This window comes from Elioraea tepidiphila DSM 17972 (genome assembly GCF_000378465.1).
Lineage (GTDB): Bacteria > Pseudomonadota > Alphaproteobacteria > Acetobacterales > Acetobacteraceae > Elioraea > Elioraea tepidiphila.
Genome location: NZ_KB899923.1, coordinates 97,188 through 113,287 on the forward strand (window position 1 = coordinate 97,188; position 16,100 = coordinate 113,287).

13 protein-coding genes and 1 tRNA gene are annotated in these 16,100 nt (G+C 72.7%); 12 read left to right on the plus strand and 2 right to left on the minus strand.

Annotated elements, in window-relative coordinates; all coding sequences use genetic code 11:
- Positions 1 to 8: 8 nt before the first annotated feature.
- A complete protein-coding gene (locus tag F563_RS0112330; protein WP_019014986.1) occupies positions 9 to 1,805 on the minus strand; it encodes a PHA/PHB synthase family protein in 1,797 nt (598 codons plus the stop codon).
- Positions 1,806 to 1,937: 132 nt separating this feature from the next.
- Between F563_RS0112330 and F563_RS23990 the strand changes: the two genes are divergently transcribed.
- The 10 genes from F563_RS23990 to infB all read left to right on the plus strand — a co-directional run bounded on the left by F563_RS23990 (position 1,938) and on the right by infB (position 14,021).
- Positions 1,938 to 2,999: an OmpA family protein gene (locus F563_RS23990; RefSeq protein WP_019014987.1), complete on the plus strand. Its 1,062-nt coding sequence runs from the start codon at positions 1,938 to 1,940 to the stop codon at positions 2,997 to 2,999.
- Positions 3,000 to 3,059: 60 nt separating this feature from the next.
- On the plus strand, positions 3,060 to 4,286 hold the full coding sequence (locus F563_RS0112340) for an LL-diaminopimelate aminotransferase (protein ID WP_019014988.1): 1,227 nt from the start codon (positions 3,060 to 3,062) through the stop codon (positions 4,284 to 4,286).
- The gene (locus F563_RS0112345) at positions 4,283 to 5,578 is read left to right on the plus strand and encodes a homoserine dehydrogenase (protein WP_019014989.1); all 1,296 of its coding nucleotides are present in this window, start codon (positions 4,283 to 4,285) and stop codon (positions 5,576 to 5,578) included. Before F563_RS0112340 ends, F563_RS0112345 begins: the two co-directional genes overlap by 4 nt.
- 23 nt (positions 5,579 to 5,601) lie before the next feature.
- A complete protein-coding gene (gene glpX / locus F563_RS0112350; protein WP_019014990.1) occupies positions 5,602 to 6,627 on the plus strand; it encodes a class II fructose-bisphosphatase in 1,026 nt (341 codons plus the stop codon).
- Positions 6,612 to 8,372, plus strand: a complete 1,761-nt coding sequence (gene recJ / locus F563_RS0112355; RefSeq protein WP_019014991.1) for a single-stranded-DNA-specific exonuclease RecJ — start codon at positions 6,612 to 6,614, stop codon at positions 8,370 to 8,372. The genes glpX and recJ overlap by 16 nt, the downstream gene beginning before the upstream one ends.
- A 44-nt stretch (positions 8,373 to 8,416) precedes the next feature.
- Positions 8,417 to 8,492 (plus strand) — tRNA-Glu (locus F563_RS0112360).
- A gap of 101 nt (positions 8,493 to 8,593) precedes the next feature.
- The gene (gene rimP / locus F563_RS0112365) at positions 8,594 to 9,154 is read left to right on the plus strand and encodes a ribosome maturation factor RimP (RefSeq protein ID WP_051089379.1); all 561 of its coding nucleotides are present in this window, start codon (positions 8,594 to 8,596) and stop codon (positions 9,152 to 9,154) included.
- A gap of 15 nt (positions 9,155 to 9,169) precedes the next feature.
- Complete coding sequence (nusA, locus tag F563_RS0112370) at positions 9,170 to 10,705, plus strand: transcription termination factor NusA (RefSeq protein ID WP_019014993.1); 1,536 nt, start codon at positions 9,170 to 9,172, stop codon at positions 10,703 to 10,705.
- A 21-nt stretch (positions 10,706 to 10,726) separates the two neighbouring features.
- On the plus strand, positions 10,727 to 11,362 hold the full coding sequence (locus F563_RS0112375) for an RNA-binding protein (protein WP_019014994.1): 636 nt from the start codon (positions 10,727 to 10,729) through the stop codon (positions 11,360 to 11,362).
- 4 nt (positions 11,363 to 11,366) lie between these two features.
- Complete coding sequence (gene infB, locus F563_RS0112380) at positions 11,367 to 14,021, plus strand: translation initiation factor IF-2 (protein ID WP_019014995.1); 2,655 nt, start codon at positions 11,367 to 11,369, stop codon at positions 14,019 to 14,021.
- 41 nt (positions 14,022 to 14,062) lie between these two features.
- On the opposite strand, the gene F563_RS0112385 is transcribed toward infB, so the two are convergent.
- The gene (locus F563_RS0112385) at positions 14,063 to 14,479 is read right to left on the minus strand and encodes a hypothetical protein (RefSeq protein ID WP_019014996.1); all 417 of its coding nucleotides are present in this window, start codon (positions 14,477 to 14,479) and stop codon (positions 14,063 to 14,065) included.
- 131 nt (positions 14,480 to 14,610) lie between these two features.
- Here F563_RS0112385 and F563_RS0112390 point away from each other — a divergent pair, with 131 nt between their 5' ends.
- The gene (locus F563_RS0112390) at positions 14,611 to 15,402 is read left to right on the plus strand and encodes a helix-turn-helix domain-containing protein (RefSeq protein WP_019014997.1); all 792 of its coding nucleotides are present in this window, start codon (positions 14,611 to 14,613) and stop codon (positions 15,400 to 15,402) included.
- Positions 15,403 to 15,553: 151 nt separating this feature from the next.
- Positions 15,554 to 16,100, plus strand: a 547-nt coding sequence (locus F563_RS0112395) for an IS1595 family transposase (protein WP_035575190.1), incomplete at its 3' end; no start/stop codon positions are given.

Consider the following 16,100-nt stretch of genomic DNA (forward strand, 5'->3'; position numbering starts at 1 on the left):
ACGGCCCGCTACTGCGCCGTCACCTTGACGTAGCTGCCCGGAGCGGGCTCGATCACCGCGAGCTTGCCGTCACCCGGCACCCGTGCATCGACCTTCGCCTTCGACAGCGACGCGACCCAGCGCTGCCAGTCCGGCCACCAGCTGCCGGCGAGCTCGGTCGCGCCGACCAGCCAGGCGTCGGGATCGGGCGGCAGGTCGGTGTTGACCCAGTGGCTGTACTTGCCGGCATCGGGCGGGTTCACCACCCCGGCGATGTGGCCCGAGGCGGCGAGCACGAAGCGCTTGCGGCCGGCGTAGAGATGTGTGGCCTTGTAGCACGCCTTCCAGGGCGCGATGTGGTCCTCGCGCGTCGCCAGGATGTAGGTGGGCACGCTGATGCGCCCGAGATCGATCGGCGTGCCGGCGAGCGTGATCCCGCCGGGCTGCGACAGCCGGTTCTCCTGGTACATCCGGCGCAGGTAGAAGCTGTGCATCGCCGCGGGCATGCGCGTGCTGTCGCTGTTCCAGTACAGCAGGTCGAACGGGAACGGCTCCTGCCCGAGCAGGTAGTTGTTCACCACGAACGACCAGATCAGGTCGTTGGCGCGCAGCATGTTGAAGGTCGCGGCCATCTCGCTGCCGTCGAGATAGCCCCGTCGCTGCATGCTCTCCTCGAGCGCCTTGAGCTGCTCCTCGTCGATGAACACCGTGAGCTCGCCGGCCTCGGCGAAATCGACCAGCGTGGTGAAGAAGGTCGCCGCCCTGATGCGGGTATCGTCCTTCGCCGCCATGTGGGAGAGCGTGCAGGCGAGCAGCGTGCCGCCCAGGCAGTAGCCGATCGCGTTCACCTCGCGCTCGCCGGTCGCTTGTTCGATCGCCTCCAGCGCGGCGAGCGGACCCTCCAGCATGTAGTCCTCGAAGCTCTTCTCGGCGAGCCGCTCGTCCGGGTTGACCCAGGAGATCATGAACACCGTGTGGCCCTGCGCCACCGCCCAGCGCACGAAGCTGTTCTTCGGGCGCAGATCGAGGATGTAGTACTTGTTGATCCAGGGCGGAACGATCAGCAGCGGCCGCTTCAGTACGGTCTCGGTCGAGGGCGCGTACTGGATGAGCTGGATCAGGTCGTTCTGGTAGATCACCGAACCCGGCGTGGTGGCGATGTTCTCGCCCACCTTGAACGCCTCGTAGTCGGTCATCTTGATGTGCAGCTTGCCCTTGCCGCGTTCGAGGTCGGCGAGCAGGTTGTTCAGCCCGCGCACCAGGTTCTCGCCGCCGGTCTCGACCGTGCGGCGCAGCACCTCGGGGTTGGTCAGCAGGAAGTTGGTGGGGGCCAGCGCATCGACGAACTGGCGGGCGTAGAAGTCGAGCTTCTGCGCGGTCTTGTCGTCCAGCCCGTCGACATCCTTCACCACGTTCTGCACGTAGCGCGCCGAGAGCAGGTAGGACTGCTTGATGAAGTCGAAGACCTCGTTCTCGTGCCAGTCCTCGTGCTTGAAGCGCCGGTCGCCGGGCGGCGGCGCCACCACGGGGGCGGGGGTCTCGCCCATCAGCCGCCGCGCGGTGTTCTGCCACAGCAGCATGTAGTCCTGCCAGAACGACATCTGGGCCTGCACGAGCTTGGCCGGATTCGCCATCATCCGCGCGGTCATCTCGAGGAACGCGCTGCCGATGTTGAGCGGGTCGAGGCCGGGCACGCGGGCATCGCCCTGGCGCTTGAGGAACTCCATCACGATCCGCTGGCTGCGGCTCGCGATGTCGGCCATGTTGCGCGAGAGGAGGGTGGGGTCAGGCATCCTGAAGGCCTGGCCGGCCTTGTCCTCTGCCATGAATCGGGCGTCCTTTCGGCGTCGGGCGCGGGAGGAGGGAAAATGTGCGCGGACCCTAGTGCGCCGGGCAGGGGGGATCAAGCGAAGCGGCGGGTTTGCGGCCGCGCGTGGGGAGCATGTCTCGCCCTGCTGATGCTCGCCGCGTGCGGGCCGAGCGCCAATCCGCTGGAGTGGGCGCGCACCGCCGTGGGCCGCGCCCCGACGGCCGAGCTGCCGCCGGTTCCGGGTGCGGATCGGCCCTATCCGAACCTGGGCACGGTGCCCGAACGCCCGGTGCCGCCCACGCCCGAGGAGCGCCGGCGCATCGCCGATGCGCTGGTCGCCGACCGCGAGAACGCGCGCCATGCCGGGCCGCCGGTGATGCCGGCGCCGGTCGGCGTCACCCCGCCGCCGGCGCCGGCGGGCTCGCCGCTCACCGCCCCCGCCGCGACACCGCTCGGCGCCACTGAGGACGGTGCCGCGGTCCCCGGCATGGTCGCGCCGCTGGTGCCTCTGCCCGCGCCGCAACCGCCGCCGATCGCCGGAGCGCCCCGGCCTGCCGGGACGGCCGAGCCCGCGCCGGCAGCGCCCCCGGCGGCGCCCGAGCCGCGCGCGGACGCCGTCCCGCCACCACCCCCGGCCCGCGCCCCGGAGCCGGTGCAGGCTGCGGCGCTGGCGCCGCCGCCGGCCGCGGCACCCGCCGCCGCACCCGTTCCCGCTGCTGCGGCCCCCCCCGCCGCGCCTGTCCCGGCAGCCGCAGCGTCCGCCGCCGCACCCGCCCCCGCCGCCACACCTGCCCCCGCCGCCGCGACCCCCCCCGCCGCGCCTGTCCCGGCAGCCGCGCCGCCGCCCCCCGACCCTTCCGTGGTCGTGGACCGCACGGCGCTGCCGCCGCCGCGCGCGACGCCCGCGGTGACACTGCCGGCGGGGCAGGGGGCGGCGCTCGCCTTCGCGCCGGGCTCGGCCACGCTGCCGGCGGAGGCACGCGCGGTGGTGGCACGCTTCGCCGCCGGCCGCGGCGGCGCGGTCGTGCGCGTGACCGGCTTCCGCGACAGCGCGGGCGGCGATCTGGGGCTCGCCCTCGCGCGCGCCCAGGCGGTGGCGCAGGCGCTGCGCAGCGCCGGCACGCCCGCCGAGGCGATCGAGCTCGCCGCCGAGCCGCGCCCGGGCCCGGCCGGTCGCGGTGCGGAGATGCGGCTGGTATATTCGCCGTGATTGACGACTCCGCCCGGACATGCGCCTAAGCCGCCCCACGCCATCGCCCGGACCCGCCGAATGTCAGCCGCGCCTTCCGAGTTCCACCGCATCCGACGCCTGCCGCCTTACGTCTTCGCCGAGGTGAACCGGCTGAAGGCGGCGGCGCGCGCGCGCGGCGAGGATGTGATCGATCTCGGCATGGGCAACCCCGACACGGGCGCGCCCGCGCATGTGGTGGCGAAGCTGACCGAGGCGGTCGCCGATCCGCGCACGCATCGCTACTCGGTCTCCAAGGGCATCCCCGGACTGCGCCGCGCGGTCGCCGGCTACTACGCCCGCCGCTTCGGCGTCGGGCTCGATCCCGAGACCGAGATCTGCGTCACGCTCGGCTCGAAGGAGGGGCTCGCCAACCTGGCGCAGGCGATCACCTCGCCGGGCGACGTGATCCTGGTGCCGAACCCGTCCTATCCGATCCACCAGTTCGGCTTCGTGATCGCGGGCGCCGCCGTGCGCTCGGTGCCGCACGAGCCGGGCGAGGAGATGCTGCGCGCGCTCGACCGCGCGGTGATCCATTCGGTGCCGAAACCGACCGCGCTGATCGTCAACTTCCCCTCGAACCCGACCGCGCTGACCGCGAGCCTCGACTTCTACAAGGAGGTGGTCGCCTTCGCGCGCCGGCACGAGGTGTTCGTCATCTCCGATCTCGCCTATGCCGAGATCTACTTCGAGGGCGACCCGCCCCCCTCGATCCTCGCGGTGCCGGGGGCGAAGGAGATCGCGGTCGAATTCACCTCGATGTCCAAGACCTACTCGATGGCGGGCTGGCGCATCGGCTTCGCCGCCGGCAACGCGCGGCTGATCGCCGCCCTGGCGCGGGTCAAATCGTATCTCGACTACGGCGCCTTCACGCCGATCCAGGTCGCCGCGGTCGCGGCGCTGAACGGCCCGCAGGACTGCGTCGATCAGGTGCGCGCCCTCTACGCCGAGCGCCGCGAGGTGCTGCTGCGCGGGCTGGCCGCCGCGGGCTGGGACGTGCCGCCGCCCGCCGCCTCGATGTTCGCCTGGGCGCCCATCCCGGAACGGTTCCGCCCGCTCGGCAGCCTCGAATTCTCCAAGCTGCTGCTGGAGCGCGCCAAGGTCGCGGTGAGCCCCGGCGTGGGCTTCGGCGAGCACGGCGACGGGCATGTGCGGATCGCGCTGGTCGAGAACACGCATCGCATCCGCCAGGCCTGCCGGGCGATCCGGCAGTTCCTGCAAGGCTCGAACGCGCCCGGATTGGCCGCGGGGGTCGAGGACGCCGCATGAACAGCACAGCGTTGCGGGTGGGGCTCGCCGGCCTGGGCACGGTCGGCGCGGGAACGCTCCGGCTTCTGCGCGAGAACGCCGATCTGATCGCCGCGCGCGCCGGCCGTCCGATCGCTCCGGTGGCGGTGGCCGCGCGCGACCGGGCGCGCGATCGCGGCGTGTCGCTCGACGGCCTGCGGTGGTTCGACGATGCGGTCGCGCTCGCGCGCGATCCGGGCGTCGATGTGGTGGTCGAGGTGATCGGCGGGGCGGACGGGATCGCGCGCGCGACCGTCGAGGCCGCGCTCGCCGCGCACAAGCCGGTCGTCACCGCGAACAAGGCGATGCTCGCGCTGCACGGCGCCGAGCTCGCCGCCGCGGCCGAGGATGCCGCGACCCCGCTCGCCTTCGAGGCTGCGGTCGCGGGCGGCATCCCGGCGATCAAGGCGTTGCGCGAGGGTCTGGCGGCGAACCGCATCACCCGCGTCGCCGGCATCCTGAACGGCACCTGCAACTACATCCTGACGACGATGCGCGACACCGGCCGCGCCTTCGCCGACGTGCTCGCCGAGGCGCAGGCGCATGGCTACGCCGAGGCCGACCCGGCCTTCGACATCGACGGCATCGATGCGGCGCACAAGCTCGCGATCCTGGTCGCGCTCGCCTTCGGCCGGCCGGTGGATTTCGCCTCGGTGCATGTCGAGGGCATCCGGCACGTCTCCGCGCTCGACATCGGATTCGCGAAGGAGCTCGATTTCGTCATCCGCCTGGTCGGCATCGCCGAGCGCCACAATGGCGGCATCTCGGCCCGCGTCCATCCCGTGATGGTGCCGTCCGCCTCACCGCTCGCGCATGTGGACGGCGTGTTCAACGCCGTGATGGTCGAGGGCGATCACGTCGGTCGCGTGATGCTGGAGGGTCGCGGCGCCGGCGCCGGCCCCACGGCCTCGGCCGTGGTGGCCGATCTGATCGACATCGCGCGCGGCCGGCACACGCCGCCCTTCGGCATGGCCGCGCACCACCTCTCGGCCGAGCCCGCGGTGCCGATCGCGCGCCGGGTCGGTGCGGCCTATCTGCGGCTGATGGTGGTGGACCGGCCCGGCGTGATCGCGGACGTCTCGGCCGTGCTGCGCGACCACGTCGTCAGCCTGGAGAGCATGATCCAGCGCGGCCGCGCGCCGGACGAGACGGTGCCGGTGGTGCTGACCACGCATCCCTGCGAGGAGGCGGCGCTGTCCGCGGCCCTCGCGCGGATCGCCACGCTCGGATCGGTGGTGGAACCGCCGACCATGATCCGGATCGAAACGTTGTAGCCCTGCGAGGGTGTGGAGGAGACATGGCGAAGAAGGCAGAGGCACCCCGCGTGTTCGCCGCCGGCGGCGAGGGGCCGGATGCGCGGCACATCGACCGCAACCTGGCGCTCGAACTGGTGCGCGTCACCGAGGCGGCGGCCCTGGCGGCGTCGCGGCTGATGGGGCGCGGCGACGAGAAGGCGGCCGATCAGGCGGCGGTCGATGCGATGCGCCACGCCTTCGACACGGTCGCGATCGACGGCACGGTGGTGATCGGCGAGGGCGAGCGCGACGAGGCGCCGATGCTGTATATCGGCGAGAAGGTCGGCTCGGGCGGCATGAAGGCCGACATCGCGCTCGATCCGCTCGAGGGCACGACGATCACCGCGAAGGGCGGCAACAACGCGCTCTCGGTGGTGGCGCTGGCCGAGGCCGGCAACTTCCTCAACGCGCCCGACGTGTACATGGACAAGATCGCCGTCGGCGGCGGGCTGCCGGACGACCTCGTCGATCTCGACGAGACGCCGGAGGCGAACCTGAAGGCGGTGGCGCGCGCGAAGAAGATGGAGGTCTCGGACCTCGTCGTCTGCATCCTCGACCGACCGCGCCACGCCGAGCTGATCAAGGCCGTGCGCGGCGCGGGCGCGCGGATCATGCTGATCAGCGACGGCGACGTCTCGGGCGTGATCGCGACCAGCCAGCCCGAGAGCGGAATCGACATGTACATGGGCTCGGGCGGGGCGCCGGAGGGCGTGCTGGCGGCGGCGGCGTTGCGCTGCATCGGCGGGCAGATCCAGGGGCGTCTGCTGTTCCGCAACGACGAGGAGAAGAAGCGCGCCGCCAAGTGGGGCATCACGGATCTCAACCGCAAGTACTCGACCGAGGAGATGGCCAAGGGCGACGTGATGTTCGCCGCGACCGGCGTCACCAACGGCGCGATGCTGCGCGGCGTGCGGCGCTTCGGCGCCGGCGCGACGACGCATTCGCTCGTGATGCGGTCCAAGTCCGGGACGGTCCGCTACATCGAGGCGCACCACAACTTCACGCGCAAGTCGTGGATGGCGGCCTGACCGCCGCAGCGCCGGCGCTCTCGTTCACGGGGCGGCGCTGGACCGCGCGCGCCTGCGACACGCGCGCCGCCCTGCGGATCGCCCAGGCGCACGGACTGCCGGAGCCGCTCGCCCGCCTGATCGCCGCGCGCGGCATCGCGCTCGCGGAGCTCGACCGTCACCTGACGCCGCGGCTGCGCGACTGGCTGCCCGATCCGTCGGTGCTCGCGGGCATGGACGCGCTGGCGCTGCGACTGGCGGATGCCGTCCGGCGCGGCGAGACGGTGGCGGTGTTCGGCGACTACGACGTGGACGGCACCGCTGCCACGGCGCTGATGCGGCGCTTCATCGAAGCGGTCGGGGGGCGTGCGGTGCATGCGGTGCCGAACCGGCTGCGCGACGGCTACGGCCCGAATGTCGCGGCCTTCCGCGCGCTTGCCGATGCCGGCGCGCGGGTGATCCTGTGCGTCGATTGCGGCTCGGCGGCACCCGAGCCGATCGCCGACATCGCGCCGCGCGCCGACGTGCTGGTGCTCGACCACCACCGCGTCGAGCGCGCGCCGGAGGCGGCTGTTGCGCATGTGAATCCCACGCTGGACAGGGCCGCGGGGCTCGATCACCTCTGCGCCGCCGGCCTCGCCTTCCTCGCCGCCGTGGCGACCAACCGCGTGCTGCGCGCGGCGGGCTGGCCGCGCGCGCTCGATGCCGCGGGTCTGCTCGACCTGGTCGATCTCGTCGCCCTCGCCACGGTGGCGGATGTGGTGCAGCTGATCGGCGTGAACCGCGCCTTCGTCGCCCAGGGGCTCGCGCTGATGGGAACGCGCCCGCGCGCCGGGATCGCCGCGCTGCTGCGCGTCGCCGGGGTCGCGCGCGCGCCCGATGCCGAGGCGATCGGCTTCGCGCTCGCCCCCAGGCTGAACGCCGCGGGGCGGATCGGCGACGCCGATCTCGGGATCCGCCTGCTGCTGAGCGACGAGCCGGCCGAGGCGGAGGCGCTCGCGCAGCGCCTCGATGCGTTGAACCGCGAGCGGCAGCGGATCGAGGCGGGCGTGCTGGATGCGGTCGTTGCGATAGCAGAACGACAGGCTGCCGAAGGCCGATGCGTGATCCTGGTCGCCGGCGAGGGCTGGCACCCGGGCGTCGTCGGCATCGTCGCCGGGCGGTTGAAGGAGCGTTTCGCGCGCCCCGCCTTCGTGCTCGGCGTGGCGAGCGGCATCGCGACCGGCTCGGGGCGGTCGGTGGCGGGCGTGCATCTGGGGGATGCCGTGCGCGCGGCGGTCGCGTCGGGCATCGCAATCAAGGCGGGCGGGCACGCGATGGCGGCCGGCGTGACCCTGCCGGCCGATCGGCTCGGCGCGCTGCACGAGGCGCTCTGCGCGGCCTGCGACGGCGCGGCGAGCGGTCCGGAGGCGCTGGAGCTCGACGGCAGCGTCACGGTCGAGGGCGCGACGGCGGAGCTCGCCCGCGCGATCGGCCGGCTCGGCCCGTTCGGCGCGGGCAATGCCGAGCCGGTCTTCGCGCTCAGCGGCCGGCTCGCCCATGCCGGCGCGGTGGGCGCGGGCGGGGCGCATCTCCGGCTCGCGCTGGAAGGCGAGGGGGGCGGGCGGCTCAACGCGATCGCCTTCCGCGCCGCCGGTGCCGCGCTGGGGCAGGGGCTCGCGGGCGCGCTCGGCCGGCCGGTGACGCTTGCCGGCGTGCTGCGCGAGGACCATTTCCGCGGCAACGGCGCGGCCTCCTTGCAGGTGGTGGACGCCGCGCCTGCGTGACCTTCGCTTGCGTCGTGCCGCGCCTCGGGCTAACCCCCGCGCGGGTCCCGTTCGTCTAGAGGCCTAGGACTCGGCCCTTTCAAGGCCGCAACACGGGTTCGAATCCCGTACGGGACGCCAACGATCACGCCGGCCCGGCCGGGCGCCGCTCCGGCCGCGCCTGCCGGCCCTTGCAAATCCCGGGGCTCCGGCGTATCTCCCCGACAACACCTGCCGGACTGATGGAGGGTGGCCTCGGAAACGGGGCCGCCTTTTTGATTTTGAACGACACCCCACGCCACGACGGCGTCGAGGCCAAGGTCGCCGCCCTGATCGCGCCCTCGCTCGAAGCGATGGGCTACGAGCTCGTGCGCGTGCGGCTGAGCGGCAAGGAGCGCCCGACGCTGCAGATCATGGCCGACCGCGCCGACGAGGCGCCGATCACGGTCGAGGACTGCGAGACCATCAGCCACCAGGTCTCGGCGATCCTCGATGTCGAGGACCCGATCCGCTCGGCCTATGTGCTGGAAGTGTCCTCGCCCGGGATCGACCGGCCGCTCACGCGCGCGAAGGACTGGAACCGCTTCGCCGGCCATCTCGCGCGCGTCGAGATGATCCTGCCGGTCGAGGGGCGCAAGCGCTTCTCCGGCATCGCGCTCGGCGCCGAAGCGGGCGGGGCCGCGCGGCTCCGGCTCGACGACGGCACCGAGGTCGCGCTGCCGCTCGCCGACATCCGCTCCGCGAGGCTCGTGCTCACCGACGCCCTGATCGACGCCAGCCGGCCGAAGCCGGCCACCACCTGACCATCCGAGGGATCCATGGACATCGCCATCGCCCGCCCCGAACTGCTCCAGGTCGCCGACGCGGTCGCGCGCGAGAAGACGATCGACCGCGAGGAAGTGCTCGAAGCGATGGAGCAGGCGATCCAGAAGGCCGGCCGCGCCAAGTACGGCCACGAGAAGGACATCCGCGCCACGATCGACCGCAAGACGGGCGAGGTGAAGCTCAGCCGCTGGACCGAGGTGGTCGAGGACGGCGCGGTCGAGAACGAATCGACGCAGATGCCGATCTCGATCGCGCAGAGGATCCGCCCCGGCATCACCGTGGGCGAGTTCATCGTCGACCCGCTGCCGCCGATCGATTTCGGCCGCATCGCCGCGCAGACCGCCAAGCAGGTGATCGTGCAGCGCGTGCGCGAGTACGAAAGGAAGCGCCAGTACAACGAGTACAAGGACCGCGTCGGCGAGATCGTCAACGGCATCGTCAAGCGCACCGAGTACGGCAACCTGATGGTCGATCTCGGCCGGGCCGAGGCGCTGCTGCGGCGTGACGAGCTGATCCCGCGCGAGAGCTACCGCAACGGCGACCGCGTGCGCGCCTACATCTACGACGTGCGCGAGGAGACGCGCGGGCCGCAGATCTTCCTCTCCCGCACCCATCCGAACTTCCTCGCCCGGCTGTTCGCGCAGGAGGTGCCCGAGATCTACGACGGCATCATCGAGATCAAGGCGGTCGCGCGCGATCCGGGCAGCCGCGCGAAGATGGCGGTGATCAGCCACGATTCCTCGATCGACCCGGTCGGCGCCTGTGTCGGCATGCGCGGCAGCCGCGTGCAGGCCGTGGTGCAGGAGCTCCAGGGCGAGAAGATCGACATCATCCCCTGGTCGGCCGATCCGGCGACCTTCGTCGTCAACGCGCTCGCCCCGGCCGAGGTGTCGAAGGTCGTGCTCGACGAGGAGAACCGCCGCATCGAGGTGGTGGTGCCCGACGATCAGCTCAGCCTCGCGATCGGGCGGCGCGGCCAGAACGTCCGCCTCGCGAGCCAGCTCACGCGCTGGGACATCGACATCCTGACCGAGGCCGAGGAGTCCGAGCGGCGGCAGGAGGAGTTCAAGCGCCGCTCCGCCCTGTTCGTCGAGGCGCTGGACGTGGACGACGTGATCGCCGGGCTGCTGGTCACCGAGGGCTTCGTCTCGGTCGAGGATCTGGTGATGGTGCCGCTCGAGGAGCTCGCCGCGATCGAGGGCTTCGACGAGGACATCGCCGCCGAGCTGAAGCGCCGCGCCGAGGAGTTCGTCTCCAAGCGCGATGCGGAGCTGACCGAGAAGTACCGCGCGCTCGGCGTGACCGACGAGGTCGCCGCCGCCCATCCCTTCACGCCGGCGCAGCTCGTCGCCCTCGGCGAGAAGGGCGTGAAGACGCTCGACGATCTGGCCGATCTCGCGTCCGACGAGCTGATCGAGATCCTGGGCTCGGAAGCGATGGACGAGGAGACCGCCAACGCCGTGATCATGGCCGCGCGCGCCCACTGGTTCGAGGGCGAGGACGCGGCCGCGAAGCCGGCGCAGGGCTGAGCGGAGGATCGCGCCACGACCATGCTCGCCGCCCACGGCCCCGCCGCGCCGGAGGAGCCCGAGACCGGGCCGACCCGGCGCTGCGTGCTGACCGGCGCGCGCCAGGCCAAGGAGGCGATGATCCGCTTCGTGGTCGGGCCGGACGGGCAGGTGGTGCCCGACCTCGCCGCACGGCTGCCCGGACGGGGACTATGGTTGAGCGCGCAAGGGTCTGTGCTAGAAGACCGCAGGCTCGCACAGGCCTTCGCGCGCGCGGCGAAGGCACGGGTGACGCTCCCGGAGGATCTGCGGCCCCGCCTGATCGCCGGGCTCGAGCGGCGGGTGGCGGAACTGCTGGGTCTGGCGCGGCGCGCGGGGCAGGCGGTGGCCGGGTTCGTGGTGGCCCGTGACTGGGTCGCATCCGGCCGGGCGGGGCTGGTGGTGGAGGCGCGCGACGGCGCCCCGGACGGTCGGCGCAAGCTGCTGTCGGGGAGTTCGGTGCCGGTGGTGGCGCCGCTGACGGCCGCCGAACTCGGGGCCGTGTTCGCGCGTGACCATGTGGTGCATGTCGCGGTGGCGCCGGGGCGGTTGGCCCAGGCGATCGCGGCGGAGGCGATGCGGCTCGCCGGTGTGCGTGGCGGGACGCAGGCAACGGATGACGGGAACAGGACCGGCTGATCGGATGAACGAAACGAACGAGCAGGAACAGGGCAAGGGGCGGCTGTCGCTCGGCCGCGGCCGCCTGGAGCTCGGCAAGACCGTCGACGCCGGCAGCGTGCGCCAGCAGTTCCCGCATGGCCGCAGCAAGGTCGTGCAGGTCGAGGTGGTGAAGAAGCGCGTGGCGGCGCCTGGTGCCGCAGCGGCGAAGCCCGCCCCTGCCGCGGCCGCGCCGGCCGCGCCCGCTCCCGCCGGCCCCGCGCGCGCCCCGCAGCCCCGGCCGGCCGCGCCGCGCCAGCTCACGACCGAGGAGCGCGCCGCCCGCCAGCGCGCGCTCGAGGAGGAGATGCGCGAGCAGCGTCGCCGCGAGGCCGAGGCGCAGTCGATCTCGGTGCTCTCCGCCGCCGAGGAGGCGCGCCGCAAGGCCGAGGAGGAGGAGCGGCGCAAGGCCGAGGAGGAGGCCCGGCTCGCCGCCGAGGCCGAGGCGAAGCGCCGCGCCGAGGAGGAGGCCAAGCGCCGCGCCGAGGAGGAGGCCAGGCGCAAGCTCGAGGATGTCGAGGTCAAGCGGCGCGCCGAGGCTGCGGCCGAGCGCGCCGATGCCCGCAGCCGTGCCGCCGCCCCGGCGCCCGCCGCCCCCCCGGCCGCGCGCCCCGACACGCTGCGCCTGCGCGGCGCCGAGGAGGAGGACGAGGCGCGGCCCGCGCGCCGGCCCGGTGGCGCGTCCGGCGCGCCCAAGAAGCCCGCGCTTGCGCCGGCCAAGAAGGGCCTGCCCGACCGCGACCGCCGCGCCGGCCGCGTCAACGTCGCCGCAGCGCTGAGCGACGAGGACGAGCGCGTGCGCAGCCTCGCCTCGTTCCGCCGCCAGCGCGAGCGCGAGCGCCAGCAGGCCGAGCGCGAGCGGCTGCGCGCCGAAGGCAGCCGCGTGGTGCGCGAGGTGGTGATTCCCGAGGCGATCACCGTGCAGGATCTCGCCGCGCGCATGGCGATCCGCGGCGCGGACGTGATCAAGGTGCTGATGCGCATGGGCGTGATGGCGACCATCACGCAGAGCCTGGACGCGGACACGGCGGAGCTGGTCGTCACGGAACTCGGGCACAAGCCGAAGCGCGTGAGCGAGAGCGATGTCGAGCTCGGGCTGGAAGGGGTGGCCGATGCCGAGGCCGACCTGAAGCCCCGTCCGCCGGTGGTCACCGTGATGGGCCATGTGGATCACGGCAAGACCAGCCTGCTCGATGCGCTGCGCCAGACCGATGTCGCCGCCGGCGAGGCGGGCGGCATCACCCAGCATATCGGCGCCTATCAGGTCGAGCTGCCCTCGGGGCAGAAGATCACCTTCATCGATACGCCCGGCCACGAGGCGTTCACGGCGATGCGCGCGCGCGGCGCGTCCGTCACCGACATCGTCGTGCTGGTGGTGGCCGCCGATGACGGCGTGATGCCGCAGACGGTGGAGGCGATCCGCCACGCGCGCGCGGCGAACGCGCCGATCATCGTGGCGATCAACAAGATCGACAAGCCGGACGCGAAGCCCGAGCGCGTGCGCACCGAACTGCTCCAGCACGAGGTGGTGGTCGAATCGATGGGCGGCGAGACCATCGATGTCGAGGTCTCGGCGCTGAAGAAGACCAATCTCGACAAGCTGGAGGAGGCGATCCTGCTCCAGGCCGAGATCCTGGACCTGAAGGCGAACCCGAACCGCGCGGCCGAGGGCACGGTGATCGAGAGCAAGCTCGATCGCGGCCGCGGCCCGGTCGCGACCGTGCTCGTGCAGAAGGGCACGCTGCGCCAGGGCGACATCGTCGTCGCGGGCGCCGAGTGGGGCCGCGTGCGCGCGATGCTGGACGACAAGGCGCGCCAGTTGAAGGAGGCCCTGCCGTCGATGCCGGTCGAGATCCTCGGCCTCGCCGGCGTGCCGTCCGCGGGCGAGCCGTTCGTCGCGGTCGAGAACGAGGGGCGCGCGCGCGAGATCAGCGAGTTCCGCCAGCGCAAGCTGCGCGAGAAGGCGGCCGCCGGCTCGGTCGCCGCGCGCGGCACGCTCGACCAGATGCTCGCACGCATCCAGGCCGGCGAGCAGAAGGAAGTCGCGGTCGTCATCAAGGCCGACGTGCAGGGTTCGGCGGAGGCGATCCAGGCCACCGTGCAGAAGCTCGGCAATGACGAGGTGCGCGTGCGCGTGCTGCACACGGCGGTCGGCCAGATCACCGAGTCCGACGTGCAGCTCGCCAAGGCGTCGGATGCGGTGATCGTCGCGTTCAACGTGCGCGCGACCAGCCAGGCGCGCGATCTCGCGCAGCGCGACGGGGTGGATATCCGCTACTACTCAATCATCTACGACGTCGCCGACGACATCGAGAACCTGGTGAAGGGCAAGCTCGCGCCCAAGCACCGCGAGAAGTTCCTGGGCTATGCCCAGATCCGCAAGGTGTTCGACATCACCAAGGTCGGCAAGGTGGCGGGCTGCATGGTGACGGACGGCGTGGTGAAGCGCGGCGCGGGGGTGCGGCTGTTGCGCGACAACGTGGTGATCCACACGGGCGAGCTCAGCCAGCTCAAGCGCTTCAAGGACGACGTGCGCGAGGTGGCGAAGGGTTACGAGTGCGGCATGGCCTTCGCGAACTACAACGACATCCGCGAGGGCGACGTGATCGAGTGCTTCGAGACGGAGACCGTGCCGGCGTGACCGGGTCCGGGCCGGCGCGGGCGCCGGCCCGGGTTGCGTGATCAGCCGCCGCGCCTGAGCGCCTGCGCCTGGAGCAGCGCGAACACAGCGACGATGCCGGCCTGCGCCAGCACGAAGGCCACGCCGAGCGCCGTCGGCGCGACCCACGGGCCGAGCAGCAGCACCACGCTCGCGACCACCCACGCCTCGTTCACCGCCACCACCGCCCAGGCGAGGCCGCGCGGTGGAGCCTGGCGCGCGAGCAGCCCGACCGCGAGCGCGAAGGGCAGCAGCGCCGCGCCCGCCACCGTCAGCAGCGTCGCCGGCAGGCCGAGCAGCGGTGCCAGCATCCCCGCACCCGCCAGCATCACCACGCCTGCCGCCCCGCTCGCCGCGGCATCCAGCGCCAGCGCCGCGCGCAGCGACGGTAGCGCGGTCCCGCCCGCCGCCCGGCCGATCGCCTCGTTCTGATCCGTCATCGTGCTTCTCCGTGCTCCGGTGCGATCCACCACGGACCGCGCGACCGACGCACCCTGACGGCGATGGGGGCGACAAGGCGATAACCTCGCAGGTCATCGAAACCGCCTCGCGCCGGCACTAGCCTCCGCCCATGCGACAGACGACACCCACGATCGGCGCGCTGCTGCGCGACTGGCGCAGCCGCCGCCACCTGAGCCAGCTCGCGCTCGCGACCGAGGCGCGCATCTCCACGCGCCACCTCAGCTACCTCGAAACCGGCCGCGCCCGGCCGAGCCGCGACATGGTGCTGCACCTCTGCGACCACCTCGACGTGCCGCTGCGCGAACGCAACGTGCTGCTGATGGCGGCCGGCTTCGCCCCCGTGTTCCCGCAGCGCGGCCTCGACGACCCCGCGCTCGGCCCGGCGATGGCGGCGGTGCGCACCCTGCTCGCCGCGCACGAACCGTTCCCCGCCCTCGCGGTCGATCGCCACTGGACCATCCTCGCCACCAACCGCGCGGTCGCACCGCTGCTGGAGGGTGTCGCGCCCGCGCTGCTCGCCCCGCCCGCGAACGCGCTGCGGATCAGCCTTCACGCCGAGGGTCTCGCGCCGCGCATCCGCAATCTCGCCGAATGGCGCGATCACGTGCTCGCGCGCCTCGCCCGCCAGGTGGCAGCGACCGCCGATCCCGTGCTCGCCACGCTGCGCGACGAGCTCGCGTCCTACCCCGCACCGGCGCCCCTGTCGGGTGCGCCCGCCACGCCTGCGGTCGCGGTGCCGCTCCGGCTCGCGGTCGGCGAGGCGGAGCTGTCGCTGATCAGCACCACCACCGTGTTCGGCACGCCGCTCGACGTCACCCTCGCCGAACTGGCGCTCGAGACCTTCCTGCCCGCCGATGCCGCGAGCGCTGCGGCGCTGCGGGCGCTCTGCCCTTCCGGCTGAGCGGGGCGCGATGCACGACCGGTTCTGACGTGACGCCGCGTTACCCTGGGTTCGCGGGCGCGTCGCGCCGGACCGCGGACGCCGTGAGAGGAAGGCGCGCCTAAAGGCTTGGGGCTGACCTGGCTAAGCGGTGAAAGGCTGGGTTGGTCAGATGGTTGAGCGTCGTCGGAGCCGTCTGGCGTTGGGGGTTCAGCGGCGGCTGCTTGAGCACTTCGTGGCCGGTACGCCGGCACGGGTCGCGGCCGAGCTGGTCGGCATCCACCGCAACGGCGCGATCCTGTTCCATCGCGAGCTGCGCGAGATCATCTTCGCCCGCACCCGAGAGGCGCAGCCCTTTGCCGGCGGGGTCGAGGTCGACGCGAGCTACTTCGGCGGCTACCGCAAAGGCATCCGCGGCCGGGGTGCTGCCGGCAAGGTGCCGGTGTTCGGCCTGCTCAAGCGCGGCGGCCAGGTGCACGCCGTGATGATCCCGAACCTGCGCTCGACCACCCTGATGCCGATCATCCGCCAGCGCGTGCAGCCCGACGCGATCGTCTACAGCGACGGCTACTTCAGCTACGACGTGCTCGATGTCTCCGAGTTCCACCACGTGCGGATCGAGCCGCAGGCAACGCCCGGAGGGCGGTACAAGGGCCGCGGCTATGCCCAGGGCCGTGCCCACATCAAGGGCATCGAGAACTTCTGGAGCCAGGCCAAGC

Excerpts from the sequence above, each read along its gene's own strand:
- F563_RS0112330 (WP_019014986.1), bottom strand. The coding sequence starts at position 1,805 with ATGGCAGAGGACAAGGCCGGCCAGGCCTTCAGGATGCCTGACCCCACC.
- nusA (WP_019014993.1), top strand. The coding sequence starts at position 9,170 with ATGGACATCGCCATCGCCCGCCCCGAACTGCTCCAGGTCGCCGACGCG.
- F563_RS0112345 (WP_019014989.1), top strand. The coding sequence starts at position 4,283 with ATGAACAGCACAGCGTTGCGGGTGGGGCTCGCCGGCCTGGGCACGGTC.
- rimP (WP_051089379.1), top strand. The coding sequence starts at position 8,594 with ATGGAGGGTGGCCTCGGAAACGGGGCCGCCTTTTTGATTTTGAACGAC.
- infB (WP_019014995.1), top strand. The coding sequence starts at position 11,367 with ATGAACGAAACGAACGAGCAGGAACAGGGCAAGGGGCGGCTGTCGCTC.
- glpX (WP_019014990.1), top strand. The coding sequence starts at position 5,602 with ATGGCGAAGAAGGCAGAGGCACCCCGCGTGTTCGCCGCCGGCGGCGAG.
- F563_RS0112385 (WP_019014996.1), bottom strand. The coding sequence starts at position 14,479 with ATGACGGATCAGAACGAGGCGATCGGCCGGGCGGCGGGCGGGACCGCG.
- F563_RS0112375 (WP_019014994.1), top strand. The coding sequence starts at position 10,727 with ATGCTCGCCGCCCACGGCCCCGCCGCGCCGGAGGAGCCCGAGACCGGG.
- F563_RS23990 (WP_019014987.1), top strand. The coding sequence starts at position 1,938 with ATGCTCGCCGCGTGCGGGCCGAGCGCCAATCCGCTGGAGTGGGCGCGC.
- F563_RS0112390 (WP_019014997.1), top strand. The coding sequence starts at position 14,611 with ATGCGACAGACGACACCCACGATCGGCGCGCTGCTGCGCGACTGGCGC.
- F563_RS0112340 (WP_019014988.1), top strand. The coding sequence starts at position 3,060 with ATGTCAGCCGCGCCTTCCGAGTTCCACCGCATCCGACGCCTGCCGCCT.